The sequence below is a fragment of the Priestia sp. FW507-14D1A genome, from assembly GCF_058781295.1.
This window is the reverse complement of sequence record NZ_JBYSWQ010000002.1, coordinates 583184-598264: the sequence shown is the minus strand read 5'-3', so window position 1 is coordinate 598264 and position 15081 is coordinate 583184. Positions and strand designations below refer to the sequence as shown.

The following is a 15081-nucleotide window of genomic DNA, read 5'->3' as shown; positions in this document are numbered from 1 at the left end:
CAATTTACATTAAGTCCTATTTATTTCAAAAGAGTAATAAAGGGAGTGTAGGACAATGAAAAAACGTACGAAGACCCTTTCCGCAATCATTATAGGAGTTGCTATTTTAATAGGAGGAATATGGCTGATAAACGAAAGCCGCTACCCAAACGTCCCTGCTTTTGATGATCACTTTACGCGTGAATTCTTAAACAAAGATAAAAAAGTAGATGATGGTTTTTATGAGTTTGAGTCCAAGACAGGGCAGTATACGATGTGGTTTCCGGAGGAGTATACATTACTGAGTGAAAATGGTGATTACGCTAAAGATAATAAAGATTTTGAACAATGGGAAGCTGTTCCCTCAACAAGTGAAACCAAAGAGTATAGAGGAGCTATATATGTCAGGATGGCTAAAGATCACAAGGGAAATTACCAAGATTATCTTGAAAGCTTTTTTAAAGATCATTTAATTTCTGAACAGCCAAAGCTTATTAAAACAGGTAAAACTGAAATTTATTTTTCAAGTGCTCATTTTGAGATAAATGAAAAGAATCAAGTAGTAGAAGATATTAAGCAAGAACCCAATAGCTTTTATGCATATATTATAGATAAAGCTTCTAACAAAGTAATTGAATTTTCTTTTGAAACGAGCGGATTTAAAAATAAACAATTTGAGGAAGAGAAACAGAGAAAATGGTTAATGAAAATCTTAAGAAGTGTTCAATTTTACGGTTAAGTTAGCTATACATCACGAAGCAATTTCGGGTAATAGTATTCGGTAAAAACTATTTAATAATAGGAAAAGAAGTTTGTTTCAAATAATGAAGAAGGGTGTGCAGCTATGAAACAGCATACAAAGACTATTATCGTAGTAATTACAGGGGCAACTATTTTAATAGGCGGAATATGGATCATAAATGAAAGCCGCTACCCAAATGTTCCAGCTTTTAAAGATCATTTCACTCGTGAGTTTTTGAATAAAGATAAAAAAGTAGACGATGGGTTTTATGAGTTTAAGTCGAAGACTGGACAGTATGCGATGTGGTTTCCAGAGGAGTATCGATTAATACATGAAAATGATGAAGATTATGTCGTAAGTGGAAAAATGTACGAAAGATGGGTAGCAGCTTATACCAAAGAGCATAAAAAGGAACATCAAATTAATTCTATCAGTTTAAAATTTTCAGAAGGAAGAGATCCAGGAGATGAATCTTTTAGCGTAGAAAGTCTTATGAAGAATCGTTTTAATGTAAGTGAACCAAAGGTAATAGAAACTTCTAATACTAGAATTTACTATCAATCTGCTTACATTTATTTTAAAGGGCCCGAGAAGCATGTGATAAATGACAGTAAAGAACATGTCCCAAATACATACGTAGCTTATGTGGCTGATAAGGAATCGACAAAGGTCATTCAATTATCAATGGATCAGGTTGGAGATTTTATAGAAGATAGTAACTTGGAAAAGAATACATGGGTTTTAAATATGTTAAAGAGTATCCATTTTAGAGCAGAAAATAACGGAGATGCCAGAAGATGAAAAAGCATACTAAGACTATCATTGCACTCATTATAGGAGTAACTATTTTAATAGGCGGGGTATGGATAATAAATGAAAGACGCTATCCAAATGTTCCGGCTTTTAATAATCACTTCACGCGTAAGTTCTTGAACAAAGATAAAAAAGTGGACGACGGGTTTTATGAGTTTGAGTCAAAGACAGGACAGTATACGATGTGGTTTCCAGAGGAGTATCAAATCATACATAAGGATGCTTCGGATTATGTTAAAGACTATACATATTATGAATTCTTGAAAGCTGCTAACAATAGCCACGATGGATATAAAGGATATATTGATATTGAGCTGTCTGAGAAAAAAACTAATAAAGAAAAGATATATGTAGAGGGCTTATTTAAAAACCGTTTTCATATTAATGATCCTCAAAAATTACAGACAGATACAACAAAAATTTATTACGATAGCGCGTATATCTATTTTAAAGGCACAGATAAAAGAGTAATTACGGATTTTAATAAACGTACGCCAAGTACATATGCAGGCTATATTGCGGATAAAAACTCTGAGCAGGTAATCGAATTTTATTTTGATAGTACAGAACAACTTTCTGAAAAATCAGCAGAAGAACGTGAGGAATGGATTATAAAGATATTAAAGAGTATTACCTTTAAAATAGAATAAAAACAAGGTCTACTCATTCTGTTTTAAACAATAGCTGAAGAAAATTTCTTAATTTTAAAGTTTGTACTAGCAATGGAAATAAAGGATGTGTGGAGTGATGAAAAAACGTAAAAAGACTATCATTGCAGCAATCGTAGGGTCATCTATTCTAATAGGTGGAATATGGCTGATAAATGAAGAACGTTACCCCAATGCCCCAGCTTTTGATGACCATTTTACTCGTAAGTTCTTGAATAAAGATAAAAAAGTAGACGACGGGTTTTATGAGTTTGAGTCAAAGACAGGGCAGTATACGATGTGGTTTCCAGAAGAGTATCAAGTTTTGCATAAAAAGAGAGAGGATTATGCTATCAATAATAATTCTTACGAGAGCTGGTGGGCTGTTTACAATGAAGAAGTTGAAGGTAAAACACAAGCGAACTATATAAAAACTGAGTTTTTAACCAGTAATCCTGCAGATGAGAGTATTCACGTTGAGGCTTTATTTAAGAGAAGATTTGGATTAAGTGTTCCTAATAAGATTGAAAACTCACAGACGAGGATTTACTACCAATCAGCTTATATTTATTTCAAAGGAACAGAAAAGCGTGTAATAGTAGATAAGAAGAAACATATTCCTAATACATACTTGGCATATGTAGCAGATAAGCGTTCTAATAAAATAGTACAGATTTCCTTCGATAGTAGCGATAAATATAAAAGCGGTGATGAAGACAAAAAACAAGAATGGTTTTTAAAAATGCTGAAAAATATTCGTTTTAATGAGGGGAAATAGTAGAGAATTTATAGAGAAGAAGAGGTAACAAGTTAGATGAAGAAAGTTATAGGATTTGCTTAGCTGTAGGTGCAATATTTTTTGTAGTGTCTTGAATGGGCTGTTATCCTTGGTTTTCCAACTAGCATCTATTTATCAACATGAGCAATTTGTCTATGTTTACAAGCCAACGATAACAGGTTATTGCGCTAAGTATATGATAAACGTAAATTTCACATATTAGGTGTTTCTAGCGGTTGATTGGAGGGCAAGGCGAAGACTCCTGCGGGAAAAGCGGAACAGGTGAGACCCCGCAGGAGCGTAAGCGACGAGGAGGCTCAGCGGCCGCCCGCGGAAAGCGAAGCCATGCACGAGCCATGCACGGAAATCAACCGCGGTGTCCCAAGCAATCTATACTAGTCCCTTTATTTAATTTGCTCATCTTTAGATGGGGTTGAGTTGCTTATGTCTCAATCTCTTGTTTGAAACATCCTTTACAGCCTATCTATCAAAAGCATAAAAGCCTCTAAAACACTTCTTTGTTGCTATCATAAGCCCCGAGAAAGTCTCAAAATACCTAAATCGCCTAATGGAATATCTTCCTTTTAATGGACAATTATCTGTTTTTAGGATATATTTTTATAAGTTTAAGTTGTGGAAGAAATAGTATATTGAAAATGAAAGGTGATTAAACGAAAGAATGGATGCTCATGTTTTAAAGGAACTGACGTATGAAGACTTTCAGTTTGTATATCAGCCTATTTATGCGTTGAATTCGTGGGAGACGCTGGGTTTTGAGGCTTTGCTGCGCACGGCTTTCGCAAAAGGGCAGATTGAAGAGTTGTTTTCACTGGCAAGACGCCATAATTATTTGTACAAGCTTGATACGATGGCAATTGAAGGAGCGATCAAACACTTTCCGTTTGATGTGTTGAAATCACAGGATGTATTTATCAATGTGTTTCCATCTACTCTTCTCCATCCGCATTTTCAGCTGTTTTTAACGTATCTGTTGAACACCTATAAAAATGCGAAGCATCGCGTTGTATGGGAGTTAAATGAAACGCTTCATGAAAAGATTTTATGGGAATCGCCTGCTCTTTTTGCCCGAGTAGTGAGTTTGAAAGAGGCGGGTTTCAAAATCGCGATTGATGATTTTGGAGCAGGAGCCGCAGCGATGAGACAAGTGAGCATGTACGAGCCTCACTATATGAAGCTGGATCGAAGCTATGCTGAAGGGCTAGCCGACTGCAAGCAAAAGAAAGATCTGATTGATTTGCTTGTTAACTATTATCCGCATACGAATCTCATTTTAGAAGGCGTTGAACGAGATAAAGATTTAGCCGCAGCGATTTCGTTAAACCTACATGCTGCTCAAGGCTATTTGCTGGGCACGCCGCAGTCGATCTCTTCCTACTTAACTTATAATAAGTACCGCAGTTTATTCAGACGAGAAAGGCTGCTGAACTCTTAAACCATACACTTCACTAAATAGATAATTTATCGTAATATGAGAATGGGTAATTAGCCTTATATGCAACGCAGATGTCTTGAATTTTTATAAAATTATGTGATTTTGTGCGATTGTTAAAATATTTTAAGGGGTAAAGAAGACGCGTTGGTTTGGGAGAATGAGTGAATTGCATATCAAAACAAGACGTTTAGTGAAATTCCAAAGGCAGATGGAGGATATTTAGTATGTATAGTGAAGGGGTATTCCAATTTTATTTTATGAATATGCCGCAGCCTGTTATTTTAATTCAGCAAGAAAAACATCAGCTATATTATAAAGAATGTAACAAAGCAGCTCAGCAATTCTTTGACAAAATGGAAGACAAGATAATCAATAAAGAAGAAAATCTGCTTTTTTACACACTTTGTGAAAAAGCTATTGCCATGAAAGAACCGATTCAATATCAATACATACAGCTTTTTCAGCCCGACCGGCATGCATATGAAGTAACATTTACCCCTCTTTTTAATCAAGCGACAACCCCTTCACATGTCCTTGTCATGGCTCAAGAAATTCATTATAAAAAAACGCAGGAAGAGAGCACACGTTTGCTCGATGCGTTTCTAGAAAATACGGTAGACGCCATTTTAATTGCTGATTGTGATGAGAAGGTCTTAACAGTCAATGGGGCATTTGAAAAGCTATTTCAGTGGAGAAAAGAAGAAGTTATAGGAAAAAGCCGTCAAGAGATGAACATCGTGTCAAAGAAAGAGGAAAAAGAAAACCTTAAATTAATAGCAGAATTAAAAAATGGCAAGACGCTGCCTCCTTATGAAACAGTCAGGTACACAAAAAGCGGCGAAAGCGTGTGTGTCTCTGTCAGCTGTTCACCGATTTATGACTATCAAAATCAACTGGTCGCCTATTCGGTGATTTACCGAGATATCACAGCTATTAAAAGATTAGAATTGGAGCTCATAAAAAGCAAACAGTGGTACAAATCGCTATTTACAAACCACCACCACGCGGTTTGTATGCTGAATTTGGACGGCACGATTTTAAATATCAACAGCGCATTCTTAGAAACGCTGCAGCTTTCTGCAAGCGATGTGCTGCATCAAAATTACCGAGATATTGCTAAAAGACTGGGAGCCTGTAACTACAAGTCTTGGAATGTATATGAAGAAATTAGCTATAGTACAGAACTAACATTCCGCAGAAGCCAACATTCTATACAACATGTGTATATTACAACGATTCCTGTTAAAGTAAATAATCAAACGGTTGGGGCTTATGCAATCTTACACGATATTACGCCTCAAAAAGAAGCAGAAGAACAGCTGGCTTATACGCTGAAAGAACTTGAAAATATAAAATATGCGCTTGATGAATCAGCTAGCGTTATGATTATAAATGCAAGTGGAATTATTACCTATGTAAATGATATGTATGTACAGTATTCAGGTTATGAAAAAGAAGATTTATTAGGGAAGTATTATCGAGATGCAGAGCTTCATCATGACCACCATGAGCTGCTTGAAACAATAAAAAGCGGAAAAGTATGGCGAGGACAGCTTGAAATGGAGACGAAGCATCATCAGTCATACTGGGTATCGAAAACAATTGTGCCGTTAAAAGATATAGACGGAAATATTACTCATTACGTATCCATTCACAATGATATTACTGAACAAAAAGCGCTAGAAAATAAACTTCATTTTGAAGCCACTCACGATAGTTTAACAGGTCTTCCCAACCGGGCGATGTTATTAAAAGAGTTAAACAAAGTAATTGAAAATGGGCAGCGGAAAAGCGATGAGTTTTTTGCGCTTTTGTTTCTCGACTGTGATAATTTTAAGCAGATTAACGATGAATATGGCCATCATATAGGCGACGAATTTTTAAAAGCATACACGAAGAGATTAAAAAGCTGTGTACGGAAAGGCGATCGCATCTATCGGTTGGGCGGAGACGAGTTTATCATTATTTTAAACGTCACAAATGGACGGGAAATTGAACAAATTGCTGGGCGGATTCATGTCTCTCTTCAGCAAAGCTGGAATGTACGGGGCTATTGTTTGCGCACAACAACTACCATCGGCGTCTCTATTTATCCAGAGGACGGGGAATCGGCTGCTTTATTATTGAAAAATGCAGATGATGCGTTATACAAAGGAAAAAGAGAAGGGAAAAATAATTATATCCTCTATCAAACGTAAAAAAAGCCTCCAAAGAGGCTTTTTTATTTTATCCATGTTTTTGCCCACTTACTGACGGGCCCTAAGATCATACCAAGCTCTGATCCTTTTTTAGTTAAGATATATTCAATGCGAACGGGACGTTCAGGAATAACGTGCCGGATCACAATTCCTTCTTCTTCCAGCTCTTTCATTCGTTCGGTTAACATTCGTTTACTTAAAGAAGGAATGCTGCTGTGAATTTCACTAAAGCGTTTAGGACCGCTCATCAGGACATAAATAATCAATCCGTTCCATCTTTTTCCTATTATATCGAATGTTTTCCACACTTTTGGACATAACTCATCAAAATCATTCATTGATGTCACCTACTTTATTGTATATAGGATATTAAAAGTAACCACTGTAATGTTATTATATACTAACATTTGGATAATGAAAAGGCTATCTTTTTTTATTTTCAAAACTTTCAGTAGCTTGGAAACGCTGTATTGTAAAGTATTCAAAAAAAGTCACAAAATCGACATATTATTGTTGACGTATCAAGAAAAAAGGTCTAAGATTGGTTACATAAAGTTACCTAGTTAAATAAAAGGTACTTTAAATTTACAATTACATCAAGAGTTTGAGAAAGAAGGTTAGTATCAAATGGATATCCTTTTGGCTATTCTTCCTGCGATTTTCTGGGGAAGTATTGTCCTGTTCAACGTTAAATTGGGCGGAGGTCCTTACAGTCAAACGCTTGGGACTACAATTGGTGCGCTGATCTTTTCAGCCGTTATTTACTTCGTAGTTCATCCCGTATTGACGCCGCTTATTTTTATTGTCGGAATCGTTTCAGGATTATTTTGGGCAGTTGGGCAAAGTAATCAGTTGAAAACGATTGATTATATTGGTGTTTCAAAAACCATGCCAATTTCAACTGGTATGCAGCTTGTGACGACATCACTGTTTGGTGTTATCGTATTTCACGAGTGGTCAACAACAACAACCGTTATTTTAGGCGTGTTAGCTCTTATCTTTATTGTTATTGGTATTGTGTTAACATCACTAGAAAGCGAAAAAAATGCAGAGCAATCTGGACAATTCAAAAAAGGGATTATTACCCTTATTATTTCAACAATTGGATACTTAGTGTATGTAGTTGTCGCTCGTTTATTTAATGTAGACGGATGGTCGGCGCTATTCCCACAAGCTATTGGTATGTTAATTGGTGGACTTATACTTACTTATAAACACAAACCGTTTAATAAATACGCAATTCGCAACATTATTCCAGGGCTGATTTGGGCAGCTGGTAATATGTTCTTATTTATTTCTCAACCTAAAGTAGGGGTTGCAACAAGCTTCTCATTATCACAAATGGGAATTGTTATTTCAACGCTTGGCGGTATCTTCTTATTAGGAGAAAAGAAAACAAAGCGTCAGCTTATTTCGATTACGATTGGTATTGTGCTCATCATTTTAGGTGGCGTATTCCTCGGAATGGCTAAAAGTTAACGTTTACGTAAAAGTTAATAATAGTATGTATGAATAAATGAAAACACTAGGAGGATTTTATTATGTATACAGATTTAAAAGATAAAGTAGTTGTAATTACAGGTGGATCAACAGGTTTAGGACGTGCAATGGCTGTTCGTTTCGGTCAAGAAGAAGCAAAAGTTGTTATTAACTATTACAACAATGAAGAAGAAGCTTTAGATGCGAAAAAAGAAGTAGAAGAAGCAGGCGGACAAGCAATCATCGTTCAAGGCGACGTAACAAAAGAAGAAGACGTTGTAAATCTTGTTCAAACAGCTATTAAAGAATTCGGTACATTAGACGTTATGATTAATAACGCTGGTGTTGAAAACCCAGTTCCTTCTCATGAGCTATCTCTAGATAACTGGAACAAAGTTATTGATACAAACTTAACAGGCGCATTCTTAGGAAGCCGTGAAGCGATTAAATATTTCGTTGAAAACGACATTAAAGGAAATGTTATCAACATGTCTAGCGTTCACGAAATGATTCCTTGGCCATTATTTGTTCACTATGCAGCAAGTAAAGGCGGTATGAAACTAATGACGGAAACATTGGCTCTTGAATATGCGCCAAAAGGTATCCGCGTAAATAACATTGGACCAGGTGCGATGAACACACCAATTAACGCAGAGAAATTTGCAGATCCAGAACAACGTGCAGATGTAGAAAGCATGATTCCAATGGGTTACATCGGTAAACCAGAAGAAGTAGCAGCAGTTGCAGCATTCTTAGCATCATCACAAGCAAGCTATGTAACAGGTATTACATTATTTGCTGATGGTGGTATGACGAAATATCCTTCTTTCCAAGCAGGAAGAGGCTAATATAGTTTAGAATCGATGTAGAAAAAAAGACATGGCAAAATCGGCCATGTCTTTTTTTTTATACCTAAGCGAATGCCACCCCCCTTGCGGGGTTGGTGGCATTCGCCTAGGTAAAACCTTTTAAGAACTTTTTAAAACCTTTTTGAGAAGAGTAAAGGGAGCTTTTTGATCCCTTATAAGTTTGTTATATTAGCCAGCCATTTTTTATCAGACGATGGCTGGTTTTTGTCTTTTAGTTTGCTAAAGATAAAGGCAAGAACTGAGCCTGAAATGTTGTGCCAGACGCTGAAGATGGCGCTTGGGACAGCGGCTAGCGGCGAAAAGTGAGTGGAAGCGATAGTGACGCCGAGCCCTGAGTTTTGCATGCCAACTTCCATTGCCACCGCTTTTTGTTTGGCTAGATCCATTCCGCATAAGCGGGCAAAGAAGAAGCCGATTGTGAAACCAAGAATGTTGTGAAGAACAACTACGGCAAAAATGATACCGCCTGTTTTAGCAAGCTGTGCTTGGCTTCCTGCCACAACGGCAGATACGATCAAGACAATCGCGACTACTGAAACAAGGGGAAGAGCTTTGGAACTTGCTTCTGCAGCTTTTCCAAAAAACTTTTTGATCGTAAATCCAAGAGCAAGCGGAATGATGACAACTTGTATAATGGAAATAATAAGAGACATGATATCAATATCGACCCACTTGCTTGCAAATAATAAAATAAGAAGCGGTGTAACAATCGGTGCTAAAATGGTTGAAACAGAAGCGATAGCAACTGCGAGCGCAACGTTTCCTCGAGCCAAAAAGACCATTACGTTTGATGATGTGCCGCTTGGACAGCAGCCTACTAAAATAACGCCCACTGCTATTTCTTTTGGTAAATCTAAGCCAATCGCCAAACCGAATGCAAGAAGCGGCATAATGATAAAATGTCCCACCACGCCTAGTGCTACTTCTTTCGGTCTTCGAAATACTTCGCTGAAATCAGACGCTGACAGCGTTAATCCCATTCCAAACATGACAATTCCTAAGAGCGGAACGATGTACTTTCCAATCCATACAAAGTGCTCTGGGAATGAGTAGGCAATAACGGAAATTAAAATAACCCAAAGCGTAAACGTTTTTCCTGCAAATGTACTGATTTTCTCTATTGTTTTCATCTGTACGATACCTCCTGCGAACTATAAGAAGAAATTATACTATTTATTCAGAAAAATGAAAACAGTATTTTTGTAAAATAGTACAGAATATTTTATCTTTTGGAGATTATTTCAGTTTAAATGCAAGCATTCCTTCATTGAATACACGGAATATGTGGTAATATAAAGAAGTTAGTTTTAGAAAGTCGGAGGAGTTTAGTCATGAAATTTATCTATATTTTGTCTGTCCTTCCGTTCGTAGGCATATTAGGTTTTCTCCCTTTTGTTAATCGAGTCACTCCGTTTGTTCTCGGTATGCCGTTCAATATGTTTTGGATGGTGATATGGGTGGTGCTTACGTCCATTATTTTAGGGGTTATGTATAAGCTTGATCCCAGAAATCGGGAAGGGGAAGAAGAATGAATAGTGCACTTATTATTATTTTACTATTTTTAGTGGCAGCTATTTTTCTTGGCATACGATCAACCAAAGGCAAGGATATGAACTTGGAGCAGTGGACGGTAGGCGGACGCGGTTTCGGGGCGGTTTTAGTGTTTGTGCTGATGGCCGGAGAAATCTATACAACGTTTTCGTTTCTAGGCGGAAGCGGATGGGCTTATGGAAAAGGAGCTCCTGCACTTTATGTGTTAATTTATATTAGCTTATCATATGTCTTATCATACTGGCTTCTTCCTGTTATTTGGAAGTATGCAAGAGATCATAAGCTCGTCTCGCAGCCTGATTTTTTTGTAAGCAAATATAAAAGCCCTTACCTTGGTGTGCTTGTAGCTGCTGTAGGAGTGATTGCTGTCATTCCTGTTATTGTTGTGCAGTTAAAAGGATTGGGGATTATTGTATCACAAGCATCATACGGCGCCATTTCAATGCCGGCAGCCATTTGGATGGGAGCTATCAGTTTAACGCTGTATGTTATGATATCCGGTATCCACGGTTCTGCATGGACGGCCGTTATTAAAGACATTATGATGCTTGCTGTGATTGGATTTTTAGGCATTTATTTACCTTTTCATTATTACGGAGGATACGGTCCGATGTTTGAAGCGGTGAATACAGCGAAGCCAGGGTTTTTAAAGTTTCCTGACCAAGGATTGAGCGTCTCGTGGTTTATTTCGACCGTTATTTTACTAGTACTTGGTTTTTATATGTGGCCGCAGGTGTTTAGTTCAAGCTATACAGCGAAAAATGCAAAGGTATTTCGTAAAAATGCAATCATTAGTCCTCTTTATACGCTGATGCTGCTCTTTGTATTTTTTGTTGGATTTGCAGCTATTTTAAAAGTTCCTGGTTTAAGCGGAGGAGACGTGGATCTTGCGCTATTACGGATCTCAATCCAAACTTTTGATCCTTGGTTTATTGGAATTATAGGAGGAGCTGGTTTGCTGACAGCGCTTGTGCCGGGATCGATGCTGTTAATGAGTGCGTCAACGCTGCTGGCTAAAAACATATACAAACCGTTTGCGCCTCAAGCAAGCGAAGCGCGTATTGCTCGTTTAGCGAAAAGCTTTGTACCGGTTGTGGCTCTCATTTCTGTTTACTTTACGCTAAACGGAGGAACGACGCTGTCAACGATTATTTTAATGGGCTATAGTCTAATGACACAGCTGTTTCCATCTCTGCTTTTCAGCTTGAAGAAAAATAATTTTGTAACGAAACAAGGAGCAGCGTGGGGGATTGTTGCTGGAATTATTGTAGTGGCCTATATTACAATCAGCGGATCTACTATTGGTACGTTGTTCCCGTCACTGCCTCAGCAAATGAAAGATATCAACGTCGGATTTATTGCGCTGCTTATCAACTTTATCGTAATGTGGGGAGTCAGTATGCTCACAAAGCAAAACGAGGCTGGGACAAAAGTATGTTAGACGAAGTGAAAACGAACCATTGATCAACACGTTTGATTAGTGGTTCGTTTTTTTGTTAGGGTCAACGTTAGATCCTTCTAGCAGTTGATTGGAGGGCAAGACGAAGACTCCTGCGGGAAAAGCGGAACAGGTGAGACCCCACAGGAGCGCAAGCGACGAGGAGGCTCAGCGGCCGCCCGCGGAAAGCGAAGTCTTACACGGAAATCAACTGCGGTGTCACAAGCAGTTCAGCTCATGTATCAGCCTAGTTTTTTCTAATCAAACAGCAAAGAGCCAAAGGAACTGGATCATCCTTTGGCTCTTTATGTGGCTTTTAACCAATAATTTGTAAAATTTCCTACATCAACTGATTTACGCTAAAGCGGGAACTCGGTCGTTATAGTAAATAACTTCCGATAGGATCTTACACCCTTTAATCTCCTGAAACGTCTTTTTTGCCTCTACCTCTGATTCAAATTCAAACATAGTCGGACTTTGGTTTTTCGAGTAAACGGTAATGATCCACATTGTAAAATAAGCTCCCCCTGTAAAATAATAGTTTTCCTTTTTAGTGTAGCTATCAGGTGATGTAATAATAATTGAATAGTTGTGATACAGCCTCACATTTTAAAAGGTACTTCTACTATACAACAAAAATTACAAAATAAAACAAGAAAATCTAAAAAACTACAGAGAATAATGAAAGAGAATAAATAACCGTTTATATATGGGCTATATTTATAAATGGAAGTAGGGATGTAAAAAATATAGAGAAGAGCGATTGTCTTTTAGATTGCTAAACTATATACTTATGTTCAAAAAGTGCAGGAAGTGAACGATGAAAGTTGATACGGTAGTAAAAAAAGATGTTTTACTCATTCTGGTAATGATAGTCGTTGTGCCGCTAGCAGGAGAGCTTAAATATTATCCTTTTCATGATACGTATAGAGTTAGCTTTGCTGTGCCCATTTTTTTCTTTTCACTGCTGCTTTTAAGAAAGGTATCTCCTGTAATACCAGGTCTTTTAGTTGCGAGTGCTATAGTGGGCTTTCGGATGTACCTTGACTGGTATAACTACGAATCATTTGATTTTCTGCATTCTTTGCAGATCAGGTGTTCAGCGGGGATTTATTATCTCGTTTATGCCATTTCTTTTTCGTGGTTTAAAATTAACGATTTTCATTCAAAGCCTTGGATTATTGGCATATGGAGCATCATTATCGAAACGGTTTCAGGCGGGATGGAATTGCTTTGTATGTATGTGATGGTTCACCATCATATTGTGTTTCCAGAGTTCATGCAAATTTTTATTGTAGGCGTCTTTCGAAGTTTCTTTGTTTTATGCCTGTTTAGCATGATCAAACTTTACGAAGGGCAGCTGAGAGAACGACAAATCTCTCAAAAAAATGATCAGCTGCTTGTTGTGCTTTCAAATTTATATGAGGAATCCATTCATTTGAAAAAAACGCTGCAGGACGCTGAAAGAATTACGAAAAAGTCGTATGATTTGTATGAAGAATTACACGAAGCGGATATCCACCAGCTTACTTCACTGCACGATTTTAGCCAAAAAGCATTACAAATTGCAGGAGAAGTACATGATATTAAAAAAGACAACCAGCGGATATCAGCAGGACTGTCCAAGGTCATTACAAAAGAAGAATTTTCTGAGTATATGGAAATCGAAAGTCTGCTTCAAATCGTCATGCGCAGCAACGAAAAATATGCGGCGATGTTAGCAAAAGATATTCATTTTTCATATTCGATTTTAGGAGAGCATCCTCGCTATCACGTGTACTTGTTTTTATCATTAATTAATAACCTAGTAACGAATGCGGTCGAAGCGATTGAAGAAGAAGGCGCGATTATTATCGATGTATGTCGAGAAGAAGACCGCATTTTATTGTATGTAAGAGATAGCGGTCCCGGAGTGAAAAAAAGGCATGAACGTCTCATTTTTAAAGCGGGATTTACATCCAAATATGCAAAGGACGGAACGCCTTCTACGGGTCTTGGGCTTGTCTACGTTAAGCAAATGACCGAGCAGCTGGGAGGGAATATTCAATTTGTTAATCTGTCTCCAAGCCCCGGTGTTCAATTTGCTATAGATTTACCTATTTCTACGTTAATGGGGGATAAGGACTAATATGCGATTTTATATCATAGATGATGACGAAGTCTTTCGTTCAATGTTAGCCGAAATTATTGAAGATAATGATCTAGGGGAGGTTATAGGAGAAGGAGAAGACGGGATCGTGTTAAATGATCAAGTTTCTTTATTGCAGCAGATCGATATTTTATTTATTGATTTATTAATGCCGATTCAAGACGGAATCGAAACCGTGCGCAAAATAAAGGATAGTTTTAAAGGGAAAATTATTATGATGTCACAGGTAGAAACGAAAGATTTGATTGGAAAAGCCTACTCGCTTGGCATTGAATACTATATCACGAAGCCGCTTAATCGTATGGAAGTGCTCATGGTCATTCAAAAAGTAATTGAACGAATTCATGTTCAACAATCAATGGAGAAAATTCAAGAATCGTTAAATACCGTACTTAATGTAGGAAATCAACAAAAAACGCCTTCTTTTGGTAAAAAAGAAAGCGATCCGGCAGAAGCGTGCAGGTTTCTTTTAAGAGAACTTGGGATTTTAGGAGAAAGCGGAAGCAAAGATTTAATTGAAATCATCAATTACTTGCATCAAACGGAAAAAAGCACGATGTATGAACAGCATTTTCCTTCTCTCAAAGAGATTTTTGAGAAAATTACCGTTAGAAAGCTTGGTTCATCTTTTTCAGAAGACGTGCTGCAAAAAGAAATGAAAGCAGCTGAGCAGCGAGTAAGAAGAGCTATTTATCAGTCTTTAAATCATTTGACTTCTCTTGGTATGGTTGACTTCTTTAATCCTAAATTTGAAAATTACGCTTCTAAGTTTTTCGATTTTTCAATGGTGCATCAGCGCATGAGAGATATAGAAAAAGGGACGGGAAAAAGCAGCACTCCGAGTCGTATAAACGTAAAAAAATTTATTCAAATGCTCTATTATGAAGTCAAACAAACGCTGTAGTAAAAAAACTACAGCGTTTTCATTTTGTAATTTTCTAAAAACTTTTTGTTAGTTTCAGTAGGTTTTTGTTAGATTTTGTGA

16 protein-coding genes are annotated in these 15081 nt (G+C 37.3%); 14 read left to right on the top strand and 2 right to left on the bottom strand.

Going from position 1 to position 15081, the window contains the following annotated elements; genetic code table 11:
• The first annotated feature begins 55 nt into the window (after window positions 1-55).
• From AC3WJG_RS11420 to AC3WJG_RS11390, 7 genes are all read left to right on the top strand, one after another.
• Window positions 56-718 carry a YvcA-related protein gene (locus AC3WJG_RS11420; RefSeq protein WP_337133629.1) on the top strand — a complete coding sequence of 221 codons (663 nt, stop codon included), beginning with the start codon at window positions 56-58 and terminating at the stop codon, window positions 716-718.
• A 105-nt stretch (window positions 719-823) separates the two neighbouring features.
• Window positions 824-1522, top strand: a complete 699-nt coding sequence (locus AC3WJG_RS11415; protein ID WP_337133627.1) for a YvcA-related protein — start codon at window positions 824-826, stop codon at window positions 1520-1522.
• The gene (locus tag AC3WJG_RS11410; RefSeq protein ID WP_337133625.1) at window positions 1519-2184 is read left to right on the top strand and encodes a YvcA-related protein; all 666 of its coding nucleotides are present in this window, start codon (window positions 1519-1521) and stop codon (window positions 2182-2184) included. Before AC3WJG_RS11415 ends, AC3WJG_RS11410 begins: the two co-directional genes overlap by 4 nt.
• Window positions 2185-2281: 97 nt before the next feature.
• A complete protein-coding gene (locus tag AC3WJG_RS11405) occupies window positions 2282-2959 on the top strand; it encodes a YvcA-related protein (protein WP_337133623.1) in 678 nt (225 codons plus the stop codon).
• Window positions 2960-3195: 236 nt separating this feature from the next.
• Window positions 3196-3396, top strand: a complete 201-nt coding sequence (locus AC3WJG_RS11400) for a hypothetical protein (RefSeq protein ID WP_337133621.1) — start codon at window positions 3196-3198, stop codon at window positions 3394-3396.
• Between the two features lie 242 nt (window positions 3397-3638).
• The gene (locus AC3WJG_RS11395; RefSeq protein WP_098579087.1) at window positions 3639-4412 is read left to right on the top strand and encodes an EAL domain-containing protein; all 774 of its coding nucleotides are present in this window, start codon (window positions 3639-3641) and stop codon (window positions 4410-4412) included.
• A 224-nt stretch (window positions 4413-4636) separates the two neighbouring features.
• Complete coding sequence (locus tag AC3WJG_RS11390) at window positions 4637-6610, top strand: PAS domain S-box protein (RefSeq protein ID WP_114324379.1); 1974 nt, start codon at window positions 4637-4639, stop codon at window positions 6608-6610.
• 23 nt (window positions 6611-6633) lie between these two features.
• On the opposite strand, the gene AC3WJG_RS11385 is transcribed toward AC3WJG_RS11390, so the two are convergent.
• Window positions 6634-6948 carry a winged helix-turn-helix transcriptional regulator gene (locus AC3WJG_RS11385; protein WP_028407725.1) on the bottom strand — a complete coding sequence of 105 codons (315 nt, stop codon included), beginning with the start codon at window positions 6946-6948 and terminating at the stop codon, window positions 6634-6636.
• Window positions 6949-7237: 289 nt separating this feature from the next.
• Between AC3WJG_RS11385 and AC3WJG_RS11380 the strand changes: the two genes are divergently transcribed.
• Window positions 7238-8089, top strand: coding sequence for a RhaT/GlcU family sugar-proton symporter (locus AC3WJG_RS11380; protein WP_025749619.1), 852 nt, complete (start codon window positions 7238-7240; stop codon window positions 8087-8089).
• Window positions 8090-8151: 62 nt separating this feature from the next.
• Window positions 8152-8937, top strand: a complete 786-nt coding sequence (gene gdh / locus AC3WJG_RS11375; RefSeq protein ID WP_025749618.1) for a glucose 1-dehydrogenase — start codon at window positions 8152-8154, stop codon at window positions 8935-8937.
• Window positions 8938-9110: 173 nt separating this feature from the next.
• Here the strand turns inward: gdh and AC3WJG_RS11370 are convergent, their stop codons facing one another.
• A complete protein-coding gene (locus AC3WJG_RS11370) occupies window positions 9111-10088 on the bottom strand; it encodes a bile acid:sodium symporter family protein (RefSeq protein ID WP_337133617.1) in 978 nt (325 codons plus the stop codon).
• 201 nt (window positions 10089-10289) lie between these two features.
• Between AC3WJG_RS11370 and AC3WJG_RS11365 the strand changes: the two genes are divergently transcribed.
• From AC3WJG_RS11365 to AC3WJG_RS11345, 5 genes are all read left to right on the top strand, one after another.
• Window positions 10290-10490: a DUF3311 domain-containing protein gene (locus AC3WJG_RS11365; RefSeq protein WP_013055761.1), complete on the top strand. Its 201-nt coding sequence runs from the start codon at window positions 10290-10292 to the stop codon at window positions 10488-10490.
• Window positions 10487-11950, top strand: coding sequence for a sodium:solute symporter family protein (locus AC3WJG_RS11360; RefSeq protein WP_098332376.1), 1464 nt, complete (start codon window positions 10487-10489; stop codon window positions 11948-11950). Before AC3WJG_RS11365 ends, AC3WJG_RS11360 begins: the two co-directional genes overlap by 4 nt.
• A gap of 84 nt (window positions 11951-12034) precedes the next feature.
• On the top strand, window positions 12035-12208 hold the full coding sequence (locus tag AC3WJG_RS11355; RefSeq protein ID WP_169305226.1) for a hypothetical protein: 174 nt from the start codon (window positions 12035-12037) through the stop codon (window positions 12206-12208).
• Window positions 12209-12767: 559 nt separating this feature from the next.
• Entirely contained in the window at window positions 12768-14075 is a 1308-nt protein-coding gene (locus AC3WJG_RS11350) for a sensor histidine kinase (protein WP_098248551.1), read from the top strand.
• Between the two features lies 1 nt (window position 14076).
• On the top strand, window positions 14077-15000 hold the full coding sequence (locus AC3WJG_RS11345) for a response regulator (protein WP_034653912.1): 924 nt from the start codon (window positions 14077-14079) through the stop codon (window positions 14998-15000).
• Window positions 15001-15081 lie beyond the last annotated feature (81 nt).